Source organism: Veronia nyctiphanis (assembly GCF_004116385.1).
Classification (GTDB): Bacteria; Pseudomonadota; Gammaproteobacteria; order Enterobacterales; family Vibrionaceae; genus Veronia; species Veronia nyctiphanis.
In genome coordinates, this window is sequence record NZ_PEIB01000006.1 from 163685 (window position 1) to 185172 (window position 21488).

The 21488-nt window shown below is 48.3% G+C and carries 19 protein-coding genes, 1 other RNA gene and 5 pseudogenes; 12 read left to right on the forward strand and 13 right to left on the reverse strand.

From position 1 onward, the window contains the following. Nucleotides 1-135: 135 nt before the first annotated feature. The gene (gene ettA, locus CS022_RS07495) at nt 136-1803 is read right to left on the reverse strand and encodes an energy-dependent translational throttle protein EttA (RefSeq protein ID WP_129121766.1); all 1668 of its coding nucleotides are present in this window, start codon (nt 1801-1803) and stop codon (nt 136-138) included. Between the two features lie 76 nt (nt 1804-1879). Here ettA and CS022_RS26090 point away from each other — a divergent pair, with 76 nt between their 5' ends. The 3 genes and pseudogenes from CS022_RS26090 to trpR all read left to right on the forward strand — a co-directional run. Continuing rightward, nucleotides 1880-3124, forward strand: coding sequence for a hypothetical protein (locus CS022_RS26090; RefSeq protein ID WP_235869317.1), 1245 nt, complete (start codon nt 1880-1882; stop codon nt 3122-3124). Nucleotides 3125-3231: 107 nt separating this feature from the next. Further along, nucleotides 3232-3896 (forward strand): annotated as a pseudogene (locus tag CS022_RS26095) (transglycosylase SLT domain-containing protein). A 62-nt stretch (nt 3897-3958) separates the two neighbouring features. After that, nucleotides 3959-4243 (forward strand): annotated as a pseudogene (gene trpR / locus CS022_RS07505) (trp operon repressor); the annotation flags it as partial. Between the two features lie 67 nt (nt 4244-4310). On the opposite strand, the pseudogene yjjX reads toward trpR, so the two are convergent. The 3 genes and pseudogenes from yjjX to CS022_RS27645 all read right to left on the reverse strand — a co-directional run bounded on the left by yjjX (nt 4311) and on the right by CS022_RS27645 (nt 5714). After that, nucleotides 4311-4825, reverse strand: a pseudogene (gene yjjX / locus CS022_RS07510) (inosine/xanthosine triphosphatase). After that, on the reverse strand, nt 4822-5484 hold the full coding sequence (locus CS022_RS07515; RefSeq protein ID WP_328590328.1) for a sterol desaturase family protein: 663 nt from the start codon (nt 5482-5484) through the stop codon (nt 4822-4824). The pseudogene yjjX and the gene CS022_RS07515 overlap by 4 nt, the downstream one beginning before the upstream one ends. Continuing rightward, nucleotides 5484-5714: a hypothetical protein gene (locus tag CS022_RS27645; protein WP_328590329.1), complete on the reverse strand. Its 231-nt coding sequence runs from the start codon at nt 5712-5714 to the stop codon at nt 5484-5486. The genes CS022_RS07515 and CS022_RS27645 overlap by 1 nt, the downstream gene beginning before the upstream one ends. 336 nt (nt 5715-6050) lie before the next feature. On the opposite strand from CS022_RS27645, the gene CS022_RS07520 reads away from it, so the two are divergent. Genes CS022_RS07520 through CS022_RS07530 form a run of 3 tightly spaced genes read left to right on the forward strand, consistent with a single transcriptional unit; the run spans nt 6051 to nt 8979 of the window. Further along, complete coding sequence (locus CS022_RS07520) at nt 6051-7772, forward strand: VIT domain-containing protein (protein WP_201746236.1); 1722 nt, start codon at nt 6051-6053, stop codon at nt 7770-7772. Beyond that, a complete protein-coding gene (locus CS022_RS07525) occupies nt 7718-8368 on the forward strand; it encodes a hypothetical protein (protein ID WP_129121769.1) in 651 nt (216 codons plus the stop codon). The genes CS022_RS07520 and CS022_RS07525 overlap by 55 nt, the downstream gene beginning before the upstream one ends. Then, nucleotides 8365-8979: a class GN sortase gene (locus CS022_RS07530; protein ID WP_129121770.1), complete on the forward strand. Its 615-nt coding sequence runs from the start codon at nt 8365-8367 to the stop codon at nt 8977-8979. Before CS022_RS07525 ends, CS022_RS07530 begins: the two co-directional genes overlap by 4 nt. 37 nt (nt 8980-9016) lie before the next feature. Here the strand turns inward: CS022_RS07530 and CS022_RS07535 are convergent. Continuing rightward, nucleotides 9017-9777 (reverse strand): annotated as a pseudogene (locus CS022_RS07535) (ribonuclease H1 domain-containing protein). A gap of 329 nt (nt 9778-10106) precedes the next feature. Here CS022_RS07535 and CS022_RS07540 point away from each other — a divergent pair. Beyond that, nucleotides 10107-12049, forward strand: a pseudogene (locus CS022_RS07540) (LTA synthase family protein). Between the two features lie 92 nt (nt 12050-12141). Here CS022_RS07540 and CS022_RS07545 read toward each other — a convergent pair. Then, nucleotides 12142-12393, reverse strand: coding sequence for a hypothetical protein (locus CS022_RS07545; RefSeq protein ID WP_129121771.1), 252 nt, complete (start codon nt 12391-12393; stop codon nt 12142-12144). A 172-nt stretch (nt 12394-12565) separates the two neighbouring features. Between CS022_RS07545 and CS022_RS07550 the strand changes: the two genes are divergently transcribed. After that, on the forward strand, nt 12566-12961 hold the full coding sequence (locus tag CS022_RS07550) for a hypothetical protein (protein WP_129121772.1): 396 nt from the start codon (nt 12566-12568) through the stop codon (nt 12959-12961). Nucleotides 12962-12990: 29 nt separating this feature from the next. Here CS022_RS07550 and CS022_RS07555 read toward each other — a convergent pair whose 3' ends face one another. The 4 genes from CS022_RS07555 to smpB form a co-directional block, all read right to left on the reverse strand. After that, nucleotides 12991-14946 carry a DUF2075 domain-containing protein gene (locus CS022_RS07555; RefSeq protein ID WP_129121773.1) on the reverse strand — a complete coding sequence of 652 codons (1956 nt, stop codon included), beginning with the start codon at nt 14944-14946 and terminating at the stop codon, nt 12991-12993. Beyond that, nucleotides 14939-15172 carry a helix-turn-helix domain-containing protein gene (locus CS022_RS07560; protein ID WP_129121774.1) on the reverse strand — a complete coding sequence of 78 codons (234 nt, stop codon included), beginning with the start codon at nt 15170-15172 and terminating at the stop codon, nt 14939-14941. The genes CS022_RS07555 and CS022_RS07560 overlap by 8 nt, the downstream gene beginning before the upstream one ends. A gap of 171 nt (nt 15173-15343) precedes the next feature. After that, nucleotides 15344-15711, reverse strand: a transfer-messenger RNA (tmRNA) gene (gene ssrA / locus CS022_RS07565). Nucleotides 15712-15757: 46 nt separating this feature from the next. Next, nucleotides 15758-16246 (reverse strand): SsrA-binding protein SmpB, encoded by a 489-nt coding sequence (smpB, locus tag CS022_RS07570; RefSeq protein ID WP_129121775.1) that lies wholly within the window; start codon nt 16244-16246, stop codon nt 15758-15760. A 109-nt stretch (nt 16247-16355) separates the two neighbouring features. Here smpB and CS022_RS07575 point away from each other — a divergent pair, with 109 nt between their 5' ends. After that, the gene (locus CS022_RS07575) at nt 16356-16790 is read left to right on the forward strand and encodes an SRPBCC family protein (protein ID WP_129121776.1); all 435 of its coding nucleotides are present in this window, start codon (nt 16356-16358) and stop codon (nt 16788-16790) included. Beyond that, entirely contained in the window at nt 16780-17133 is a 354-nt protein-coding gene (locus CS022_RS07580) for an RnfH family protein (protein WP_129121777.1), read from the forward strand. The genes CS022_RS07575 and CS022_RS07580 overlap by 11 nt, the downstream gene beginning before the upstream one ends. A gap of 47 nt (nt 17134-17180) precedes the next feature. Here the strand turns inward: CS022_RS07580 and bamE are convergent, their stop codons facing one another. Next, nucleotides 17181-17537, reverse strand: a complete 357-nt coding sequence (bamE, locus tag CS022_RS07585; protein ID WP_129121778.1) for an outer membrane protein assembly factor BamE — start codon at nt 17535-17537, stop codon at nt 17181-17183. 127 nt (nt 17538-17664) lie between these two features. Here bamE and CS022_RS27230 point away from each other — a divergent pair, with 127 nt between their 5' ends. Beyond that, the gene (locus CS022_RS27230) at nt 17665-17799 is read left to right on the forward strand and encodes a hypothetical protein (protein WP_268967878.1); all 135 of its coding nucleotides are present in this window, start codon (nt 17665-17667) and stop codon (nt 17797-17799) included. A 53-nt stretch (nt 17800-17852) separates the two neighbouring features. Here the strand turns inward: CS022_RS27230 and recN are convergent, their stop codons facing one another. Continuing rightward, nucleotides 17853-19520, reverse strand: a complete 1668-nt coding sequence (gene recN, locus CS022_RS07590; RefSeq protein ID WP_129121779.1) for a DNA repair protein RecN — start codon at nt 19518-19520, stop codon at nt 17853-17855. 159 nt (nt 19521-19679) lie between these two features. Then, complete coding sequence (gene nadK / locus CS022_RS07595) at nt 19680-20564, reverse strand: NAD(+) kinase (protein ID WP_129121780.1); 885 nt, start codon at nt 20562-20564, stop codon at nt 19680-19682. A 181-nt stretch (nt 20565-20745) separates the two neighbouring features. Between nadK and grpE the strand changes: the two genes are divergently transcribed. Beyond that, on the forward strand, nt 20746-21348 hold the full coding sequence (gene grpE / locus CS022_RS07600) for a nucleotide exchange factor GrpE (protein WP_129121781.1): 603 nt from the start codon (nt 20746-20748) through the stop codon (nt 21346-21348). Nucleotides 21349-21488: the final 140 nt, after the last annotated feature.

A 21488-nucleotide genomic window follows, 5' to 3' on the forward strand; every position in this document is an offset into this window, starting at 1 on the left:
GCGCAGGTGCTTAAATCGGCAAGGTGATTTGCAGAAAAAGAGAAAAAGTGTCTGATAAACGAGAAGGCGGCCTACGCCACCTTCTGAGGAAATAGTGCTTTGTAATTAAATGCATTTACGCAAGATACAAAGAACTTATTTGGTCACACGCTTGTACTTGATGCGGTGCGGTTGAGTAGCCTGAGCACCCAACTTGTCTTTCAGCCACTCGCTGTACTCGGTGTAGTTACCTTCGAAGAAGTTAACCTGACCTTCATCACGGTAATCAAGGATGTGTGTTGCGATACGGTCAAGGAACCAACGGTCATGCGAAATAACCATGGCACAGCCAGGGAACTCAAGCAGTGCTTCTTCCAGTGCACGCAGGGTTTCTACGTCCAGGTCGTTGGTTGGTTCATCGAGAAGCAGCATGTTGCCGCCTGCTTTCAAAAGCTTCGCAAGGTGAACACGGTTACGCTCACCGCCTGACAGTTCGCCGATGCGTTTTTGCTGATCGCTGCCTTTGAAGTTGAAACGTGAGCAGTAAGCACGTGCAGGAATTTCAAAGTTGTGGATACGAATGATATCCGCATCTTCAGAGATTTCCTGATAAACGGTTTTGCTGTCGTCCATGCTGTCACGGAACTGCTCAACCGACGCCAATTGCACTGTATCACCCAAATCAATGGTGCCAGAGTCTGGCTGCTCTGCACCGCTCAGCATCTTGAACAGGGTCGATTTACCGGCACCGTTGGCACCGACGATACCGACAATCGCACCTTTCGGCACGCTGAAAGACAGGTCGTCAATCAGAACGCGGTCGCCGAAAGATTTCGTCAGGTTGTTAACTTCAAGCACCTTATCACCCAAACGTTGACCCGGCGGGATAAATAGCTCATTGGTCTCGTTACGGCGTTGGTAATCAGAGGTATTCAGCTCTTCAAAACGCGCCATACGGGCTTTAGATTTTGCCTGACGGCCTTTTGGATTCTGGCGAACCCACTCAAGCTCTTTCTCGATGGTCTTCTGGCGTGCTTTTTCGCCAGCGGCTTCTTGCTTCAGACGTGCATCTTTCTGTTCAAGCCATGAGGTGTAGTTACCTTCCCACGGAATACCTTCACCACGGTCAAGTTCAAGGATCCAGCCTGCTGCGTTATCAAGGAAATAACGGTCGTGCGTAATGGCTACCACGGTGCCTGTGTAATCGACCAAGAAGCGTTCAAGCCAGCCAACAGATTCGGCATCCAAGTGGTTCGTTGGTTCGTCAAGCAGCAGCATGTCTGGTTTTTCCAGCAGCAGACGACAAATTGCAACACGGCGACGCTCACCACCTGAGAGGTGTTTGATTTGTGCATCCCATTCTGGCAGACGCAATGCATCGGCTGCACGCTCAAGGGAGTTCTCGAGGTTATGGCCGTCTTTCGCCTGAATCAGCGCTTCAAGTTCACCTTGCTCTTTCGCCAGTGCATCGAAATCTGCATCGGGTTCGGCGTAGGCGGCATACACTGCGTCAAGACGGGTCAGTGCACCTTTTACATCGGATACTGCTTCTTCAACAGTTTCACGTACGGTTTTTTCTTCATCCAGTTTTGGCTCCTGAGGCAGGTAACCAACATTCAAACCGGGTTGCGGACGAGCTTCACCTTCGATGTCGGTATCGATACCGGCCATAATGCGCAAAAGTGTTGATTTACCTGCACCGTTGAGACCCAGAACACCGATTTTGGCGCCAGGGAAAAAACTCAGTGAGATATCTTTTAGGATTTGTCGCTTAGGTGGCACAACTTTGCCAACGCGCGACATGGTATAGACGTACTCAGCCATAACTGCTTCGTTCTCATGTAAGACAAAGTGATTATTCTACCTATTAAAAAAATAAATTTAACAGCAAATCTCTCAGATGGTGATTAAGCTAATAAGTGTTGGTTTTGCGGGGGGACAAAAAGTGACAGAGAAAATAACTAATAAGATAACGATTTCATTAAAGAAAACTGCATTATTAAAACTGTTATTTTATCCCGCCATCGCTATGTTTCTTCCTCTGTCGACCGCATCCATCGCCGAGGCAAAATCACTCTCTGAACAGCGTACTGAATACCGAGCAGCGATTAAGGCTGATGATAAAAAACGCTACGTAGAATTTAAACGCCTGAAAGCTGACCTGAAAGATTATCCGCTTTATCCTTATCTTGATTATCGCGAGTTTGTTCGGGACTTATCGGCAGCATCGCTGTCGCGGGTAAAGCGTTTTGAAGAACGTTATCAAGACATGCCTTTTACTCGCACGTTGCGCGCCCGCTATTTGACTCTGCTAGGAAAAAGGCGTGACTGGCGAGCGTTTCTTGCTTACCAAAAAGAGCCACCCCGCGACGAGACACTCCGCTGTTACTATTTTCACGCAAAAGCACAGCGAGGTTACCGCGTTGAAGCGCTCAAGGGCGCGAAAGAAATGTATCTCACCGGTAAATCTGTCAATCGCGCCTGCGACAGCCTATTTTCTTACCTGCGTAAATCCGGCGAGTTGACTGATGAACTGGTGCTGAAACGTGCCTTATTGGCCTTTGAAAGCCGCAACCCCGGGTTGATTAACTATTTGTCTCGTCAGGTAAGCGGTGAAAACCAAGCCATGGTGCAATCAGCGCTTCGCTTATATAAAGCGCCCACCCGCGTCGAGCACTTTGCCCAGATCAGCAAGATCACTGTCTTCCATCAGGATCTTGTCAGCCTTGCATTGATCAAACTGGCAAGAAAAAACCCCGATGAGGCAGTTCGGCAGTTTGCTAACACCATGAAAGGTCAGAAGGTGCCTGAAAGCCTGCGACAGGAAGTCGGCGATTACATCGCTGGTCGGTTAATGTCGACTGACGATACTTCGTTGAGAGTCTGGCGGGATAATGTGTTGAATAAATCGTCTGACGTGAAATTGCTGGAGCGACGTTTCAGGCTGGCAATTGCACAGGGACGTTTTGAATCTGCCGAACGTTGGATTGATCAGCTTCCTGACGCTGAAGTCGACAACTTAAAATGGCGTTATTGGAAAGCCGTATCGCCAAAGAGCGTGGCCACCATTTCGCGGCCAATCAACATTTTGAAGATATTTCCGGACAGCGAAATTTTTACAGCATCGCCGCATCCATCCACCTAGGTAAACCTCCACTGATCCCCTATACAGATCCGGACTTTGATGCCAACTCTCTTTTTGATTTACAACAGCCTTTGGCGAGAGTGCGTGAGTTACTCGCGCTGAACAAAATGACCGCAGCAAAACGTGAGTGGGACTTTTTGCTGCGACGAGTTAGCGTCGAACAAATAGAAAAACTTGCTGCTTATGCCTCAGAGAAGAAATGGCACCATCTCGCTGTGCAGGCAACCATTCGCGGGAAGCTATGGGATCATATTCCGTACCGCTTCCCGATCGCGCACCTTGGCTGGTTTGATATGTTCAGCAAAAAGCGCCAATTGCCTTTGCCAACACTGCTTGCACTGAGCCGACAGGAAAGCGCTTTTCACACTCAAGCCGTGTCGCCAGTTGGCGCGCGTGGTTTGATGCAGTTGATGCCAGCGACTGCCCGTGCTACCTCGAAAAAGCTAGGTATTCACTATCGCGGCAAGCATAGCCTGACCGATCCTGTGACCAATATTCGTCTTGGTAGCGGCTACTGCGTGAACTGTTAGATAAATACGACGACAACCGGGTACTCGCGCTCGCAGCTTACAATGCAGGGCCGTCGAGAGTAAAACGTTGGCTTAACGAGACCAATGGCAACTTGGATGCAATCGCCTTTATTGAAGCAATACCTTTTCGCGAGACTCGCGGTTATGTGCAAAACGTATTGGTCTTTGAAATGTATTACCGTGAGCTTTTGGGCAAACCGCAACATTTTCTTCAACCACACGAGAGCAAGATGCGCTACTGAGCCTTAGCCTTTGATATACTGGCAACACTTGGAAGAGATGAGCATGAGGTTGCCATGCTGATAGCCCCAAATATGAAAACTGGCAGGAAGTGGTAGAGCTGATCCAGCGTGCAGCGAAAGATGACAAAGAATCCGAATTGTTGAACATGCTGCTGACTCAGGACGAGAGAGACACGCTCACCGCCAGAGTGAATATTGTCTACGAATTGTTGAGAGGGGATATGAGCCAACGCCAGCTGAGTCAGATGCTGGGTGTCGGTATCGCAACCATCACACGAGGCTCCAATGAGCTGAAACGTGTCGATAAAGACACCAAAACGTGGTTGTTAGGGATGCTGGAAAAGTAACCTTACCGCGTTGACATAAAAAAAGGGCCATGCGGCCCTTTTTTGTTTTGTGGTCTGGTGTGGTTTGTTAAAACAGGCTTGGATTGATAAAAGGGATCAGGGCCAGTATCAGCGCCTGATGGTAAACTGAACTTCGGGTCAGTTTCCCTTCTGTGAGCATCGCAATCGCGCCGCCTTTTTGTTTCACATTGGTCTCGTTGAACATTTCGTCCATCACGTCACCAAGCTCTTTGCCCTCACTGATTCCCTCTAACGCTTTTGGTGGAAGCGGTAAACTGGCAGAGCGGCTTCGCCGCGCTGATCACCTGACTCAATTACCATCCACGCGAAGGTAAATGCACCGTCGATACCCGCTTCAAGGCCGACAAAATAATCACCTTCACAGGCTTCGCGTGCATTTTTGACTCTATTTTCTGCGCCGAGTTTGGTTTCCTCATTGGTCATTGGCTGGTCGGCCACTTCGCTGGGTACCGAGATACCCTCAAACACCATTTCTGTGTTAGGGAAAACGTCATTGAATGCCGTTTCAACCGCTGAGATTTTTGCCGGGTTGAGGGAAGCGACGATCACTCGTGTTGTCATTCTTTATCCTGCTTATTGTTTTCGATGTTAGCGTTGTCTTGAGAGCTGCGTTCGACTCCAGGTACGTCAGATTCCGAGCTGTCAGAAGCTGACGGCGTAAAATTGAAAGGCAGTGACAGCATGCCAGGTAGCCAGATGGTTTGATGCTCAGCCTGGAATTGCGACAGGCCAATTTCCATGTTTTCTTGTCCGTCTCTTGGGTCTTGTGTATATGTGCCGAACAGCTTATCCCAAATAGACAAGTTAAATCCGTAATTGCTGTTGGTCTCATCTGGGTGTACAGAGTGATGAATTCTGTGCATGTCGGGGGTCACAATCACACGTCGCACGATTTTATCCAGCCAGCCAGGTAATGCGACATTGCTGTGGTTAAACATTGCTGTAGCGTTGAGAATAATTTCAAACAAGATCACCGCAACAGCGGGGGCACCAATACAAGCGATGGCCATGAACTTTATCAGCATCGACAGCAGAATTTCGACTGGATGAAAGCGACCGCCTGATGACACATCAAGATCTCTATCAGCATGGTGCACGGCATGAAGACGCCATAGCACTGGCACATTGTGGAACAGCAAATGCTGGCCCCAAATCAGGAAGTCGAGAATGATCACACTGGCGATAACGGCAATCGGGTAGGGGACGTCAAAGATATGCATCAGGCCCCATCCAACCTTTTCACAATAGACGGCGAAGCTGCCGCCGCGACGGGAAACACCAACCGTACGACCAGCGTATTGACGACCATCAAACCAATGTTATTCAGCCACCGTTTGACTTTCGAATGGCGCAGCGCCCGCTTTGGCGCGAGTTTTTCTGCCACCGCCATAATAATAAAAATACCAATAAAGGCACCCAGACGAAACGCCACTTCGTTCGACTCAAGCATCTTTATTCTCCTTTGGTTGAGGCATTTCTCTGTATTTCCTCATACAGACCGACAGAGTAGCATTTTCTTCTTTTTATCTACCAGCCGACGGCTGGTGTCGTATCAATGACCTGACAGTATCGCGGCGTATTGACGAAAAAAGCCGATAGAACAAGGATGCCATTATTTCGCCACTTTTCACCCCTATTGATCATAATACCTGCCCGTGGTTGCCCGTATCGGCTGATGTAATACATCTATCCATTTTTTCTCGGAGCAACTGCAATGTATGCCTTATTTCGACCCAGTTTCAAAGGGCGTCGCCTTCTCTTGACTACGTTCAATGGTAGCTGGAAGATGAGTTTTTTATTTCTTTTCAGCCTTTTGCTGGCGGCCTCTGCGTTTGCTGCCACAACTTCTCATTCTTCGTCCCCCGCTTCGTCTTCTGCTGTGCCAGATAATCGTCTTATGCCGTCAGAAGATTTCGGTCTGCAGTATCAACAAAATGGCAAGACAGTCTCAGCCCCCTTGGTATCAACGCAGGTTTCGATGTCAGTCGCTGGGTTGATTAATCGCGTTACGGTACAACAAACTTTCACCAACCCTTCTCATGACTGGATTCACGGCCGCTATGTTTTTCCTCTGCCACAAAACGCCGCAGTAGACAGATTACGCCTTTATATCGGAGACCGATTTATTGAAGGGGACATCAAACCGAAAGCGGTTGCCCGCAAGCAATACCAGCAGGCAAAAACCGAGGGAAAAAAAGCGAGCCTCGTCGAGCAGCACCGTCCCAATATCTTCTCTACCGAGGTCGCCAATGTGGCGCCCGGTGAGACGGTAAAAGTTGAAATCGAATACCAGCAAACACTGACCTATCGAGACGGCGAATTTTCATTAGTATTCCCGACCGTGGTGACTCCGCGTTATATCCCCGGGGTGCCGATTGTTGGCTTAGATGACCAGCTCAGCTCAGATAACGCTTTCGGTCAGGGCGAAAGTACTGCGCATGACGCAGACAACAGTTCGTCTGATAATACGATTCTGGAAAATGTCGAGAAGACAGGAAACTCGCAAAGTATTGTCACTACCATGCCTTCACTTTCAAAAGGATGGGGGCAAAATACCGATCAGGTGCCTGATGCCAATAACATTACACCTTACTACCGAGACCCAGCTTTGGCGCATCTTCCCGGCGGCGCTGCGTTACCGTTTTCTATCGATATTGACCTTGATGCTGGCCTGCCGTTGGCGTGGCTGAAAAGCCCGTCTTTCAACATTGTCAGTAAAGAAATCTCTTCAGGCCATTACAACATCACCTTGGCAAACCCAGATATCGCGGACAGGGACTTTATCCTCAACTGGCGACCTATGCCTGCCTCACAACCGCAAGCGGCATTTTTCTATCAGCCTGCTTCTGATAACGGCAAACAATACGGTTTATTGATGGCCTTACCGCCGCAGGCTGTCAGTCGTCATTCACAAGCTGCGAAACAAACGTCACTTCAAAAGCCACTGCAAACGCCAATGGCAAAAGAGGTCACGTTTGTGCTTGATGTGTCTGGCTCTATGCACGGAGAACCGATCATTCAGGCCAAACGAGCATTGCTATATGGCCTGAGAAAACTGTCTGTCCACGATACCTTCAACCTTGTGCTGTTTAACAATAACAGCTGGTCATATTCAGAAGCACCTTTACCCGCCACAGAGCAAAACCTCAGAGACGTTGAGAGGATGATCCGAGGCTTGAATGCTGATGGTGGCACTGAAATGTCATCGGCGCTCGACAGAGCAATGCGCAGGCAGCCGAGTGAGCATCGCTTGGGGCAGGTAGTGTTTATCACTGACGCAGTGTCGGTAATGAAAGTCCGTTGTTCAAACAAATTCAGTCTTCACTGGGTAGCTGGCGATTATTCACTGTCGGCATTGGTTCTGCGCCTAATCGCTATTTTATGGAGCGTGCAGCCGTCGCGGGTAAAGGCACTTACACCTATATCGGCAACAATGACAGTGTCGACAGCCAGATGCGCAAACTGTTTGACCGCCTTTCTGCGCCTGCGATGCGCGATATTGTGCTGACTTCAGAAACAGGTTCGCTCGACTACTGGCCAAAACCTTTACCAGATCTTTACCTGCAAGAGCCGCTGATGGTGGCGTTCGAAATACCGAAAGGAGCAACCGATCTGATGGTCACGGGGGAGCTGAACCAACGCCGCTGGCAGCACAAGGTCTCACTGACCAACCTTGAAGCCTCTGCGGAGAAGGCATCGGGTATCGATGTACTCTGGGCGCGCAACCAAATCAAGAGTATCGGCTTGAACCCTGACCTCTCTGCGGACGAGAAGCGGGAAAAGATCACTCAGCTTGGTTTGTCACATCATATCGTGACAGCGCATACCAGCCTGATAGCGGTCGATAAAACGCCCGTTCGCCCGTTGCACCTAGTTGCCAGCGATAAAAGCATTGCACTGAACCGCCCATCCGGCATGGCAGTGTCGTTACCGACCTCGAACAGTTCTCCACGGTTGGCGCAGGCAGGCCTTGGCAGTGATCTGCTGACCATCCTTGCCTGTCTGATGCTGGTGGCCGGGTTAGGCCTGATGCGGCTGCGCTTAAAACTGTTTGGTGAGTGTGAGATGACAATCATTGCCCTGAGAGCGAGGAGAGAAGTATGACACGTAATCTATTTTGCTACCTGAACCAATATGACGATAAAGCATGGTGGAACTGCACCCTCAGTAGCCTCAGTGCAGGCTTACTGCTGGCGGCCGTCATTTTCAGTACGCAGGCCGCATGGATAAAAGGTAAGGCTTGGTTTGCCCAGTACCTGATAGAAGATGTGTGGATTACTCAACAGCATACCGGAGAGAGAGTGGCACCTTGGCCGTGGGCCGATACCTATCCCGCGGCACGTCTATTACTGCCGGGGCAGAATCCGCTTTATGTTCTCGCGGGTGTCAGTGGTCGTAACTTGGCGTTTGGGCCGACACTGCAACTGTTTACCGCACAGCCGGGTGAGCACGGCAATATCGTGGTGTATGGCCATAATGATACCCACTTTGCATCGCTGGAAAAGCTCAAGCCCGGGCAGATAATCCGGCTGGAAAATGCCAGCGGTGAGACCGTGTTTTATCGCGTATCCCTGTCCGAGGTTATCAGTGAGCATGACACCGAATGGGTAACGGAAAACAGCGACGACGTACTCACTCTGGTCACCTGTTACCCATTCAGCAGTGCCACCTTTAACGGACCAGAGAGATACGTGGTGGTGGCAGACCGGGTGTAGCCAGAGAGCGGTTAGTATGCGGAGAGCGGTCGGGCAGTTATCCTGCCCGCATCGCCAGAATTTCAGTGATATCTTTGTCGCCCTGATATTCAACAAACGCGCTTTCTGCCTGATCAACAGCAAGGATTGACATGCGGTCAGCCAGCTCATTGCCTTCGATACCCACATGCCCGTTGACATGCAGCAGCTCGATATCTGTTTTCAGCGTCAAATACAGCGCGTACATCTCTTGGATCAGGCGAGGTTTTTGATTTCTCCGCCAGATTTCTTCCACCCTTTGCGCTCCCAGCCTGCCGCCCACTGAGAAACACAGTTAATCGAATAGACCGAGTCACAGAAAATCGCCACGCTGCTGCCGTTTACCAGCTCGCCTTTTGCCATCAGCATCGCCTGATGCAAGGCATTAAGCTCTGCAAGATTGTTGGTACCTTCCGCGACATACAGCCCATACCAGAGTGACTCAAGCGAGTTGCCCCGATACAGCGCAAGCCCTGAGCCAGCCTTGCCAGGGTTCGGGTCACACGCACCGTCGGTGAACATTTTTACCGATGCTGAATGCGCCAGTACCTGCTGCTGCGTCAGTGAAGCGGTCTTTTTGGCTTTGCTGGTGGGTGCAGCTTTTGCTGCGGGTTTAGAAGAGTAGGGTTTGTTGCCAAACGCCTTTTCAGCCTCTTCACGGCTTGGAAACGATTTGTATTTGGCGTCTTTAAAACCGTGTACCTGCTTTTGGCATGCTGGCCAGTTGTCATAAATGCCGGGTTGATGGCCTTTCCAGACCACATAAAACTTTTTCGCCAATGTATCGGCTCCGGAAGTGAAAAAAGGGTTAGCGACAGTATGGCATCGGCAAAATCGCGTTCAACCGCAGGACACAATTTTTGTTCTGTCGGTGACAAAATTGGACGGTTTGATTTGTACTAAATTCAACTGATTGCGTAATCTGTTGGAGCAATGTCAATATTCGTTTCCTGTTTTTATGAAAAATTTATTAATTTTTTGTGAGTAATTTCTCGTTATTTGCTGGTAATCTGGCGACGTTTCGAACACCCCACCAAGAGGGTGTCGCATTTATCTTCAACTTGAAGAAATTCCCCGATTTAAAGAAACACAAAACAAAGACAGGAACTATGAAGAAGTATCTCGGACCCGTATATCCTTTTGCCGTCTTTATCGGCTTATGCCTTGCTGTATTTATGATTTCGCGCCTTGGTTTGTCTATCTGGCAGGCTGATCGTGTCACAGAGAACCACGCTGGCTGCCAATCATCGTCAGCGGCCTGCGTATTGACCTCACCTCACTCAGCTGGTTGTTTATTCTGCCCGCTTTCATCTCATGTTTTATTCCGTCTAAAGGTGCCATCAATAAAGGCTGGTGGTTAATTGCCCGTATCTGGATGGTATTAGGGCTGTGGTTTGTGGTCTACATGGAGCTGGCGACGCCATCGTTTATCGCTGAATATAATCTGCGCCCGAATCGCCTGTTTGTGGAATACCTTATCTACCCCAAAGAAGTCTTCAGCATGCTCTGGACAGGCTACAAGCTTGAACTCTTCATTGGCCTCGTAGGTAGCGTAATTGCGGTTGTTGGTGGCTGGAAATTGAGTGGAAAAGTCACCCAGAACCTGTCGTACCCGCGTTGGTACTTCAAACCAGTGGCTGGCTTTGCCGTGCTGCTGATCATGTTTCTTGCCGCACGCTCTACGCTGGGCCACCGCCCAATTAACCCTGCAATGGTCGCCTTTGCGCCAGACCCGCTGGTGAACGATTTGGTTCTTAACTCGCCGTACTCCATGCTGTTCGCTGCCAAAAACATGGCCTCAGAAATTGATGCGAGCAAGTTCTACGGCAAAATGCCAAAAGACGAGATTATTCGCCGCGTTCGCGAAAGCTCGAACCTGAACGGCAAAATGCTCGATTCAGATATTCCGACGCTACATAGCGTGATACCGCTGTATCAGGGGAAACCGCGCAACGTTGTTATTCTGCTGCAAGAGAGCCTCGGTGCACGTTTCGTGAAAACACTAGGCGGAAAAGACTTAACCCCGAATCTGGATAAACTGATGACCGAAGGTTGGAACATGACCAACTTCTACGCCACAGGTACCCGCTCAGTGCGCGGCATTGAAGCGATTACCACCGGTTTTTCGCCTTCGCCATCACGTGCCGTGGTCAAGTTGAGTAACAGCCAGACAGGTTTCTTCTCTATCGCCGATCTGCTGTCAAAACATAATTACCACACCCAATTCATCTATGGCGGCGAAGCGCACTTCGACAACATGCGTAGCTTCTTCCTCGGTAACGGCATAAAGGAAATTGTGGACCTGCCAACTTTCACTGACCCGCAATTTGTCGGTTCATGGGGTGCGTCAGATGAAGACCTCTACAACGAAGCCGACAAGCAATTTACCAAGCTGCATCAACAAGGAAAGCCGTTTTTCTCACTGGTGTTCACCACCTCAAACCACTCACCGTTTGAGTACCCGGCTGGTCGCATCACACAAACCGAGCCAACCCGTGACAACGCAGTGCGTTATACCGACTGGACCATGGGCGAATTCATGAAAAAAGCCAAGCAGTCAGAATACTGGAAAGACACCATCTTCTGGGTGATTGCCGACCATGACGCCCGCGTGTACGAGCCTGAAATGATGCCGGTGAAAAGCTTCCACATTCCGTCTTTGTTGATTGGCGGCCCTATCGAAGCCAAACAAGACAACCGCCTTGCCAGCAGCATGGACGTCGTACCGACATTGCTGTCACTGGCAGGCATTAGCGGAGAGATTCCAACGCTGGGTAATGACCTTACCCGTGAAGTGCCTGAAGACAAACAGCGTGCCATGATGCAGTTTGATAAAAACTTTGGCTACATGACCAATAGCGGCGTAGTGGTGATGCAACCTGAGAAAGCGCCGCAAGGCTACAGCTTTAACAGCGTAACCGGAAAGCTGACACCAAGGCCGCTGACCAAAGAAGAAGCCGAGACGGCGAGGGCGCATTCACTATGGGCAAACCTCGCCTACCGTGAAGGCCTGTATCACTTGCCCGGCGAAGGCATGGCGATGGCCAAATAACGGCCGCCAAACACTAAAAAAGCCTCGCGACTGCGGGGCTTTTTTATGACGTTGAAACCACACTTTTGACTGTCATTGAGCCAGCAGCGAAGTTACTTAAACCACACCTTACCACCAATCATTTTGAAAGCAGGCGCCCCTCTCACCAAGGTATCGCGGGCAAACACCGTATTGCAGCCCGGGCATGTACAGGGCGTGGTAGTAAAATCCTGACTGATTCGTTCCTTAAAACATTTCACCAGCGCGCCTTTGCCGCCCTTGCGATATTTATACAAAGCCTGATTGCACTTCTTACAGAAAATATCGACCGTTTTCGTCGGGCCTTTTTTATTGGGCTGAGCCATCGTTGTTAACCGCTTACGTGTCTGATTACGTTATTCGCTGACGCTTATCTTATCATTCCTCTCTACAACGCTGACAGGGATGAGACAGACAAACAAGTTTCGCCGAGAGCAGTGATCGTAAGCGATCTGCAAAACATAACCATAAACTCACGACAAAACGATTGGAGACCACGTGTTTTTATCATCGCTATCATTCAGAAGTCTGTTGCTGTTGCGTCTGGCGCTCGACAAAAAAGAATACGCCTGCGACATCGAGCAGGACATCATGGATTTATACTTTTTCCCCGAGCGGTTGGTGGCGAGCTACCCCGATGAATGGCGCGCCTACATAAAGCGCGGTTTGGCGAGATTAAAAATCAAAGAAGCCACCGTCGCGGCGATATTGTCTGACGTGCCCAACGAACCAAACGAAGAACAAGCGCTGTTACTCAGCAAAATTCGCAACGCCAAACCCCGTTTTGATCGCCTGATCATTGTGGTTGAAGAAGTACAGCAGGCGCAGGATGCAGACAACATCAGCGCCTTGAAAACGCCACTTCATCGATGGCTGGAGTGGGCGATTTCTTAATTTATTGCGGAGTCTATTGAGCTTTGTAGTTAGATAATGGTCTGAAAACCGCAGCTGACAAGGTAACTATATGTTTCATCATAAAACTCTTGAAGACGAGTGCAATCGTCTTCGCTGCCTTTGGGTATGAAAACAACCATGCCTTGCCTCGCACGAGTCAACAGAACACGATATGCGTTCTCCAGGTATTTTTTATCTTCCTCAGAGCGTCGGCGTTGCCACTTAGTTCCTTTAAACTTCCAATGCTCGAAGCGTTTTCCATTGTGGCGATAATCAGCATCCCAAGCCACTAAACACCAGTCTAGCTCTAAGCCTTGGACATCAAACTCGGTCGCAACCTCTTCGAGAAAGTGACATGCCCTAATATCATCATGACCGTTCAAGAACCACGCTACCGGGTCAAAGCGATTTTTGACAAAAATACCTTCAGCTTTTAGCCGTATTCCGTTAGATGAAGCAAGGATCCCTTTGCTCTCATTAGCCCTAGATTTATGTCTAACCCATTGCTTTGCCGATTTTAAATCTCTGGTGATGAAAAGAGGGAAGTTGCCCCTTAACGTTTTTGATATTGCCAGTGCATTCGTTGCATCACCAGCAACGACATGATGAACAAAGCTTGAAAGTGCTTCTGCGCGAAATGAACGCATAGAGGTTGATAAGTGCAGGCTCTTTAATTTATTGATCTCGCAAATATTATCTAAGTTAATTCCTTCTGAAACGTACTCCCCAGAAAGAAGTTTGTCTGAGCAATACACATCCCAATATGAAAACTGATTCTTGAGCGCGTCTAACCACCCGGCTAAACCTGCCTCACCAGTATTTATTTCCTGACCTCCGCCAATCAGTGCAATGATAAATGCCCAATCTTTATGTCGGTCCATAACTTCAATTAGAAACTCTGGCTCTGACTTATTAAAGTGAGGCTGGTTTCTTTTTGATTGCATGAACTTAGAAGCTTGTTGGGCATTCCAAGCGCGTTGTGCTTCATCAAAAATAGCGACTTTTTCAGGTGGAACAGAGCCATCTAGGGCTTCATCTCGAAAACGGTGAATGTTTTGTATGAACTGAGAAGTCTGCCTGCGAGCTTCTGCTTTTGTTGTTGATTCCCTCTTCGACTTATCAATAGCAAGAGCTTCTTGAAGTACCGTGACTAGGGGACCATTACCACTGAGAAAAACAGAATACTCATTATCCTCTGTGTTTGAGTGTTGATTAGCTATGTTTAAGCCAACGAGAGTTTTTCCTGCACCGGGAACCCCAGTCACGAAGCAGATTACTTTCTTTTTGTTCAATCGTGCTTGATGAATCAGATCGAGAAGTTGCTCACTGGTAACGGATAGGTTTTTGTTTCCAGCTTCACTTTTGGATATGTCTTCAACTTTGTGGTTTCCATAAAGTGCTTGAGCTGCTTCAATTATCGTCGGCGTAGGCAAATAACCGCTCTTTTCCCACTCATAGGCATCAAATGACGCAGCATTAGTCAATGAAGCGGTATCTTCAATCAAACGTGCAAGGTTTGAACCATTTGACTCTAGTGGGTTCGCTACTTGGTCGTTGTCATATTGACATAGTGCTTTGTTTGATTTGGCTTTTGTAGAAACAAGTACAGGGACAATATGTTTATTGTGGCTTCCTTTATGAAAGTTTTTTAAATCTAAAGCATAGCCATGACATTGACGGATATCCGCTTGGTAAAAGTCAGCTGAACCTACTTTGAACTCAAGAACAAATATCACACCCCTATGTACCAAAATTACATCGGCACGTTTTCCCATCCTAGGAATTAGAAACTCAAAATATATGTGACCATCGGTATTATTTAGTTGCTCTAACTCCTTCAACGCATTCACTTGTTCTGTCCAAGCAAATGTCTGGGTGTGTTCAATGCTTTGAGTATGGTGCTTTGCGATTCTTCCGATTATTTCTTCTGCGGATAGATTTAAAAAGTCGCTTAGTGTTGATGAGAAAAATGCGCGATTACTCATGACTGTTATCAACATCAAAACTTAGGAGGTCTGAGGGAGATAGATCCAGAGCTTGAGCAAGCCTAAATAGGTTAACTAAACCTACATTACGTTTTCCACGTTCAATACCGCTGACGTAAGTTCTATCTAAACCGCTTCGTGAAGCGAGCTCTTCTTGACTAATGTTTAGAGAAGTTCGGAGGCTCTTTATGTGAAGCCCAAAGGGCTTTAATACCGAGTCGTTCATAGGATGACTTTTTATGAATAATATGAACGATATGCTGTTGTGATGTGGTCTATGAGTCCACGGACTATAAGTCACATCGATTCGAACTATGTATTACTTTGTAATGGCTAAAGCTAGATTTCAGCAATAAAAAAAGCGCCAACCCTTTCGAGTTGGCGCTTCCCAAACGTTTGGTGGAGCTGGCGGGAGTTGAACCCGCGTCCAAAATCAGTCTAACTAATGGCGCTACATGCTTAGTCTTTCTTTATTCTCGTCAGTGTGCTGCGGAAAGACACGCCACACAAAGACATACCCGAATTGAGTTTAACGCTTCCGCTCTCGAGCCAAAACTTCCACGCGATCCTGATTGGGTTTGACTACTCTTGATTCCCCGTCCTACAGGCGGAGGCTAGGGAGAGTAGGCTCTATGCAGGTTATTAAGCTGCTAGTGCGTAGTTTTCGTCGTTTGCGACTATTTTTTTGCGGCTTTTAACGAGGCCAACCGCCCCTCGGCATGCTCCACAAGCCTTCTTGATCCTGTCGAATCCTGAATCAGCCCCGGAATCAGGCGGAAGATAGTATCATAACTCTCTGCTGCGTCAATGTTTATCTAGCACTGTGCTTCATAATCCGTGCTTTGTCTCGCTGCCAATCGCGCTCTTTGTTTGAGTCGCGCTTGTCATGCATTTTCTTACCTTTTGCCAGACCTATTTTTATTTTAACCCACGACTGTTTCCAGTACATGGAAAGTGCCACCACGGTGAAGCCGTCGCGCGACACTTTACCTATCATGTTGTCCAGTTCACGACGTTTAAGCAGTAATTTTCTGCTTCGGGTCGGATCGGCAACAATGTGGGTAGATGCTGCGTTAAGAGGAGTGATAGTCGCGCCGTATAAAAAGGCTTCGCCATTATTATTAAACGTCACGTAACTATCGCCTATGCTGACCTTGCCAGCGCGAAGAGCCTTAACTTCCCAGCCTTGTAGCTCAAGCCCTGCTTCTATTTCGTCTTCGACGAAGAATTCATGGCGAGCTTTCTTGTTTTGCGCAATTGTGTTGCTGCCGGGTTTTTTCTTTGAATTTTTCTTAGCCATAGCCGCGCATTATACGTAGTTGGCGGAAAGCGGTGAAATACTTTTATCACTTTTTTGGCCTAAACCAAGGTTGGTGATATTATCATTGGTAATCTTCTAAGGAGACTCTATGCCAAGAATCACTCGCTCCGCTTTGGTGCCGTTTAGCGCAGAGCAAATGTTTGAACTTGTTAATGATGTTGAAGCGTACCCTGCATTTTTGCCGGGTTGCGCGGGATCTCGCGTTCTCGCGACCGATGGTGAATCAATGACAGCGTCGGTAGATGTATCAAAAGCAGGTATTCGAAAGACCTTTACCACCCGAAACTCTATGGTGAACGGTCAACGGATTGACATGCAGCTGGTTGACGGACCGTTCAGAAAGCTGGCCGGTGGTTGGCACTTCACATCACTTGATGTGGACGCGTGCAAGATAGAGTTGAACCTTGATTTTGAATTTACCAATAAGCTGGCTGAGATGGCCTTTGGTAAAGTTTTCAATGAGCTGACAGGTAACATGGTTAAGGCATTTACGCAGCGAGCGAGAGACGTTTATGAGCCATGAGCAAATGTTACATATCGAAGTGGTCTATGCGTTGCCGAATGAGCAGCGCATTTTTAAATCGATAGTGACACCGGATACGCACGTTGAGGAGATTATTCATCAATCTGGTGTATTGGCGGCTTACCCTGAAATTGATCTGAAAAAGAATAAAGTCGGTGTGTTCAGTCGTGCGGTAAAGCTAGACGCGACGGTACATGACGGCGATCGTATTGAGATATATCGTCCATTATTGGCAGACCCGAAAGAAATTCGCCGCCGCCGCGCTGAAAAAGCCAAAGAAGAAGGCAAAGCTGACCCGGTCACGGGCGGCAAAGTGAACACGCAGCGCAAGCAAGTCGATTAAATTAAATTTGTCTGAAGACAGTAAAAAGCCCGCTTTCGCGGGCTTTTTTAGTTGATTGGTTCGAAGAAATCTTTCGGCGGTTTGATGTCGCCTTTGATGTTAACCAGTTGGTTAGTGTCGTTGAATTCGAGGATCAGTGATTTCTTTTCTGGTTCGCTGTTGTTGGGCTTTTGCCACTGAATGTAGTACCAAGTGTTCGGCAACCCTGCCTCTACCAGCATTGGTGGGCCAAGAACATATTGTACCTGCTCTTTGGTCATCCCCACTTTCAGTTCATCTACTGAGCTGTTATCAATGAAATTTCCCTGATTGATATCGATACGGTATACCAGCTTATCGAACACGGAACATCCGCTGAGTGCTGCGAGAATAAGGGATACTGCGGTGATCTGTTTCCAGCTCATGACGTCTTGTCTTCTCTTTGAAAAAGGAACCCGATAATAAACAAGCCTGCCCGAGATGTAAAAACTTCGGACCGAACTTTATGCTCAGACTCTTGAAAAGTGTGAAAGTTCAGTGGGGTGGTCGGAAATGTGCAGCAAGAAGCAGGGAATGGAAAACAAAGCATCGCTGTCTGGTGATAAAGCATACCGAACCCTGAAGCGGCGCAGTGGAGCAGGGGATGAACTCGCCCGGTTGATGATTGAAAATGCTGACTCTGAATAAAACGCCTGAGGAAATGCCCTCAGGCCGCAAGTCTAATAGCCCCAAGTACAGTACTATGCAGCGATAAGCAGTTCTTTGGCATTGGCCAGTGTGTGCTCGGTGATTTCGCTACCTCCGAGCAAGCGCGCCAGCTCTTGAATACGTGAGCCTTCATCAAGCGGCAGCATGTTGGTGGTGGTCTTGCCTTTCCTGCTTTCTTTGGCCACGAACATTTGGTGATGACCACAACCCGCTACCTGCGGCAAGTGGGTAACACACATGACCTGCGTCGATTCACCCAGTTGTCGCAGCAGTTTGCCGACGATGGCGGCGGTGGGTCCGCTGATACCGACATCGACTTCATCGAAGATAAGGGTCGGCGTTTCGACTTTCTGAGCAGTGATCACCTGAATGGCGAGTGAGATACGCGACAGCTCACCACCGGATGCGACTTTGCCCAACGCCTGCATTGGTTGGCCGGGGTTGGTTGAAACAAGAAACTCGATATTATCGAAGCCAAGTGGTGACAATGAATTCTTTGGTTGGCCGTCAATGGCGATATGGAATTTACCTTTTTCCATACTTAATTGATGCATGCTGGCAGAGATGCGCTTATCTAGATCTTTTGCATAGCGCTTACGACTTTTACTGAGTTTTTCTGCCGCTGTCAGGCTCGCTTGGTATTTTGCTTCGACGTCTTCTGACAGTGCTTCTATGTGTTGGTCACTGTTGGTCAGTGCATCAAGTTCTGACTTTAGCTGTTGATGGGTGCTGTAAAGCTCCGCCGGTTGAACGGAATGCTTGCGCGATAGGCGCATGATGGTCGCCATGCGCTCGTCAAGATACATCAAGCGCTGCGGGTCCATGTCGAGCTTATCCATGTAGGCGGTCACTTCATGGCTGGCTTCTTGCACCTGAATACTGGCTTCTTCGAGCATCTGCGCCAGTTCATTGAAGTGGTTGTCCATGGCACATAAATCGGCCAGTTGTTGCTGGGCCATTTGTAATAGCTGCATGGCGTTGGTTTCGTCGCCGTCTGACAATGTTTGGATCACTGTGTGGCCGCTGGTAGCTATATCGCCGCAGTTAGAGAGTTTTTTGTGCTCCGCTTCCAGCTCAGGGTATTCGTTGTCTTCCAATGCCAGCTCGTCGAGCTCTTTGACCTGATATTCGAGCAGCTGTTTTTGTGCTTCAAACGCTTCTTTATTTTTTTCCAGTTGCTTGAGGTTGTTTCTCGCTGAGCGCCACTCTTGATAGCGTTTGCCCATAACCGTAAGCAGATTTTGGTGCCCCGCGTACTGGTCGAGCAGGGTGAGCTGTTCATCGTTTTTCATCAGCAGTTGGTGAGCATGCTGACCATGAATGTTAATCAGGTTTTGCCCTAGAGCGCGTTGTTGTGAAGCGGGCACCGGGCTGCCGTTGATAAAAGCACGTGAACGGCCTTCTTTGGTAATGACGCGGCGCAGTATGCACTCATCGCCATCGGCCAGTTCGTTGTCTTCAAGCCAGCGACGTGCAGTGTGGTTGTTTTTTAAGCTGAAGGTTGCGGTAATATCGGCTTTGTCTTCATCCGGGCGGACCATGGCGGCATCAGCCCGATCACCCAAACATAAACCCAGTGCATCAATTGCGATAGATTTACCTGCACCCGTTTCGCCTGTGATGGTTGTCATGCCACCCTGAAAATCCAGCTCCAGTGTTTTTACAATTGCAAAGTTATGAATGGTGATGTGCGCAAGCATGATGAGATACCTGTATTAATTGACACCTGTTAATGCATACAGTATACACTGTGCGTACATACAGTAAAGCCTGTGGTTTTTGAGTGCATAAATAAAATTTGATCCAGATAACAAAAAAGCAGGCCAAGCCTGCTTTTTCTCATTCATGGACAGTTACGATTAAAAGAGCTTACTCGACCAGCCGAGTTTCTTTCTCAGTGTGTTGTAGTAGTTGTAATTCTTGGGGTGTATCAATTTTAGGTGGCTCTGGCTTCGGTAAATGTGTACTTCTTCACCTGGACTCACGGGTAATGACACTTGGCTGTCACAGCTGACTTCCAATGTATTGCCATTTTCTGGTGATACGACAAGTTTGATACGGCGATTGGCATCTACAACCAGCGGTCTGCTTGAGAGTGTGTGCGGGAACATAGGAACCAGCGAAATCGCACTGAGGCTCGGCGAAAGAATCGGGCCTCCCCCTGAGAGGCTATAAGCCGTTGAACCTGTTGGCGTTGAGACAATCAGCCCGTCTGAGCGCAGCGAGAAAGCGAAGGTGTCATCAATGTAGACTTCAAACTCAATCATGTGCGCGACTTGACCGGGGTGAAGCACTGCCTCGTTGAGGGCGGTATTGAAACTGACGACTTGTCCTTGTCTGTTAACGACCTCGGCCTCTAACAAAAAGCGGTGCTCTTCAACATATTCGCCGTTCAGCACAAGGCGCAGGGAGTCTTCATATTGCTCGGGGTCAAGATCAGTAAGGAAGCCAAGTTTGCCGCGATTTACGCCGATAACATAAATATCGTATTGAGAAAGTACGCGAGCAGCACCCAGCATATTGCCATCACCACCAATAACAATGGCGAGATCGGCACGTTCTCCCAGTGTGGCTAAGTCCGCAAAACAATCGGTGGGTAGATCAATGAGGTCTTTGAGCCTGCTTTCTACCAGCGTTTCATAACCCTGTTCCGTCAGCCAGTTATAAAGACTTTCATGTGTTGCAATGGCCTCCGGGTGTCGCGGTTTCCCTACCAGAGCAATAGTCTTGAATGGCTTAATCATCCTATTGATCCTAAAACATTTAATGGCTTGATTATAAGAGAGTGAATCATAGTTGTCGTGTTTTGTCGGCCTCGACGTCTTGAAACGTGATGATACATCCCCATAATAGGCACGAATATTTATTTTTTAAGCGACTTATTAACATTAGTCGCGTAAAAACTGCACTTGTGGCGGAGACAGCATGAGCGATAAAGAAAATCCAATCCAGGAAGACCTGCAAGATTCTAACGTTGAAGCAATGGTTGATGAGCAGCTTGCTGATGAAAATGCAGAGGCGATGATCTCACGTATCACCGAACTGGAAGCGGCACTTGAAGCAAGTGAAGCTAAAGTAAGAGACCAGCAGGACGGTGTTCTGCGTGCACGGGCTGATGTAGAAAACATGCGTCGCCGTACTGAACAGGAAATCGATAAGGCGCGTAAATTCGCCCTTGAGCGTTTTGCTGGTGAACTGCTGCCTGTTATCGATAACTTGGAGCGCGCGGTTGAGATGGCGGACAAAGAAAATGACGCTATCAAGCCGATGGTAGAAGGTGTTGAACTGACCCTGAAAACCATGCAAGACACCGTTGAGAAGTTCGGCCTGAAAGAACTGAACCCCGTTGGCGAACCGTTTAATCCTGAACTGCATCAGGCGATGTCTATTCAAGAGAGCGCGGAGCATGAGCCAAACACTGTCATGTTGGTGATGCAGAAAGGTTATGAACTTAACGGCCGTGTTGTTCGCCCGGCAATGGTGATGGTGTCAAAAGCATCGTCAGCCAGTGTTGATGAAAAAGCGTAACTGAGACGCTTTTCCATGTAAAACCCGCTTCGGCGGGTTTTTTGTTCTGACCCCTTGAAAGTACAAAATCAGCCCTTATTTAAAGGGACATCAAAACGTAAAAAATTTTTGTTGTTGGGGTTGAAGCATTAAATGTGGCC

Coding starts and splice junctions, on each gene's coding strand:
- ettA (WP_129121766.1), bottom strand. CDS start 1,803: ATGGCTGAGTACGTCTATACCATGTCGCGCGTTGGCAAAGTTGTGCCA.
- CS022_RS26090 (WP_235869317.1), top strand. CDS start 1,880: ATGGTGATTAAGCTAATAAGTGTTGGTTTTGCGGGGGGACAAAAAGTG.
- CS022_RS07515 (WP_328590328.1), bottom strand. CDS start 5,484: ATGCATATCTTTGACGTCCCCTACCCGATTGCCGTTATCGCCAGTGTG.
- CS022_RS27645 (WP_328590329.1), bottom strand. CDS start 5,714: ATGCTTGAGTCGAACGAAGTGGCGTTTCGTCTGGGTGCCTTTATTGGT.
- CS022_RS07520 (WP_201746236.1), top strand. CDS start 6,051: ATGAGTTTTTTATTTCTTTTCAGCCTTTTGCTGGCGGCCTCTGCGTTT.
- CS022_RS07525 (WP_129121769.1), top strand. CDS start 7,718: ATGCGCAAACTGTTTGACCGCCTTTCTGCGCCTGCGATGCGCGATATT.
- CS022_RS07530 (WP_129121770.1), top strand. CDS start 8,365: ATGACACGTAATCTATTTTGCTACCTGAACCAATATGACGATAAAGCA.
- CS022_RS07545 (WP_129121771.1), bottom strand. CDS start 12,393: ATGGCTCAGCCCAATAAAAAAGGCCCGACGAAAACGGTCGATATTTTC.
- CS022_RS07555 (WP_129121773.1), bottom strand. CDS start 14,946: ATGAGTAATCGCGCATTTTTCTCATCAACACTAAGCGACTTTTTAAAT.
- CS022_RS07560 (WP_129121774.1), bottom strand. CDS start 15,172: ATGAACGACTCGGTATTAAAGCCCTTTGGGCTTCACATAAAGAGCCTC.
- smpB (WP_129121775.1), bottom strand. CDS start 16,246: ATGGCTAAGAAAAATTCAAAGAAAAAACCCGGCAGCAACACAATTGCG.
- CS022_RS07575 (WP_129121776.1), top strand. CDS start 16,356: ATGCCAAGAATCACTCGCTCCGCTTTGGTGCCGTTTAGCGCAGAGCAA.
- CS022_RS07580 (WP_129121777.1), top strand. CDS start 16,780: ATGAGCCATGAGCAAATGTTACATATCGAAGTGGTCTATGCGTTGCCG.
- bamE (WP_129121778.1), bottom strand. CDS start 17,537: ATGAGCTGGAAACAGATCACCGCAGTATCCCTTATTCTCGCAGCACTC.
- CS022_RS27230 (WP_268967878.1), top strand. CDS start 17,665: ATGTGCAGCAAGAAGCAGGGAATGGAAAACAAAGCATCGCTGTCTGGT.
- recN (WP_129121779.1), bottom strand. CDS start 19,520: ATGCTTGCGCACATCACCATTCATAACTTTGCAATTGTAAAAACACTG.
- nadK (WP_129121780.1), bottom strand. CDS start 20,564: ATGATTAAGCCATTCAAGACTATTGCTCTGGTAGGGAAACCGCGACAC.
- grpE (WP_129121781.1), top strand. CDS start 20,746: ATGAGCGATAAAGAAAATCCAATCCAGGAAGACCTGCAAGATTCTAAC.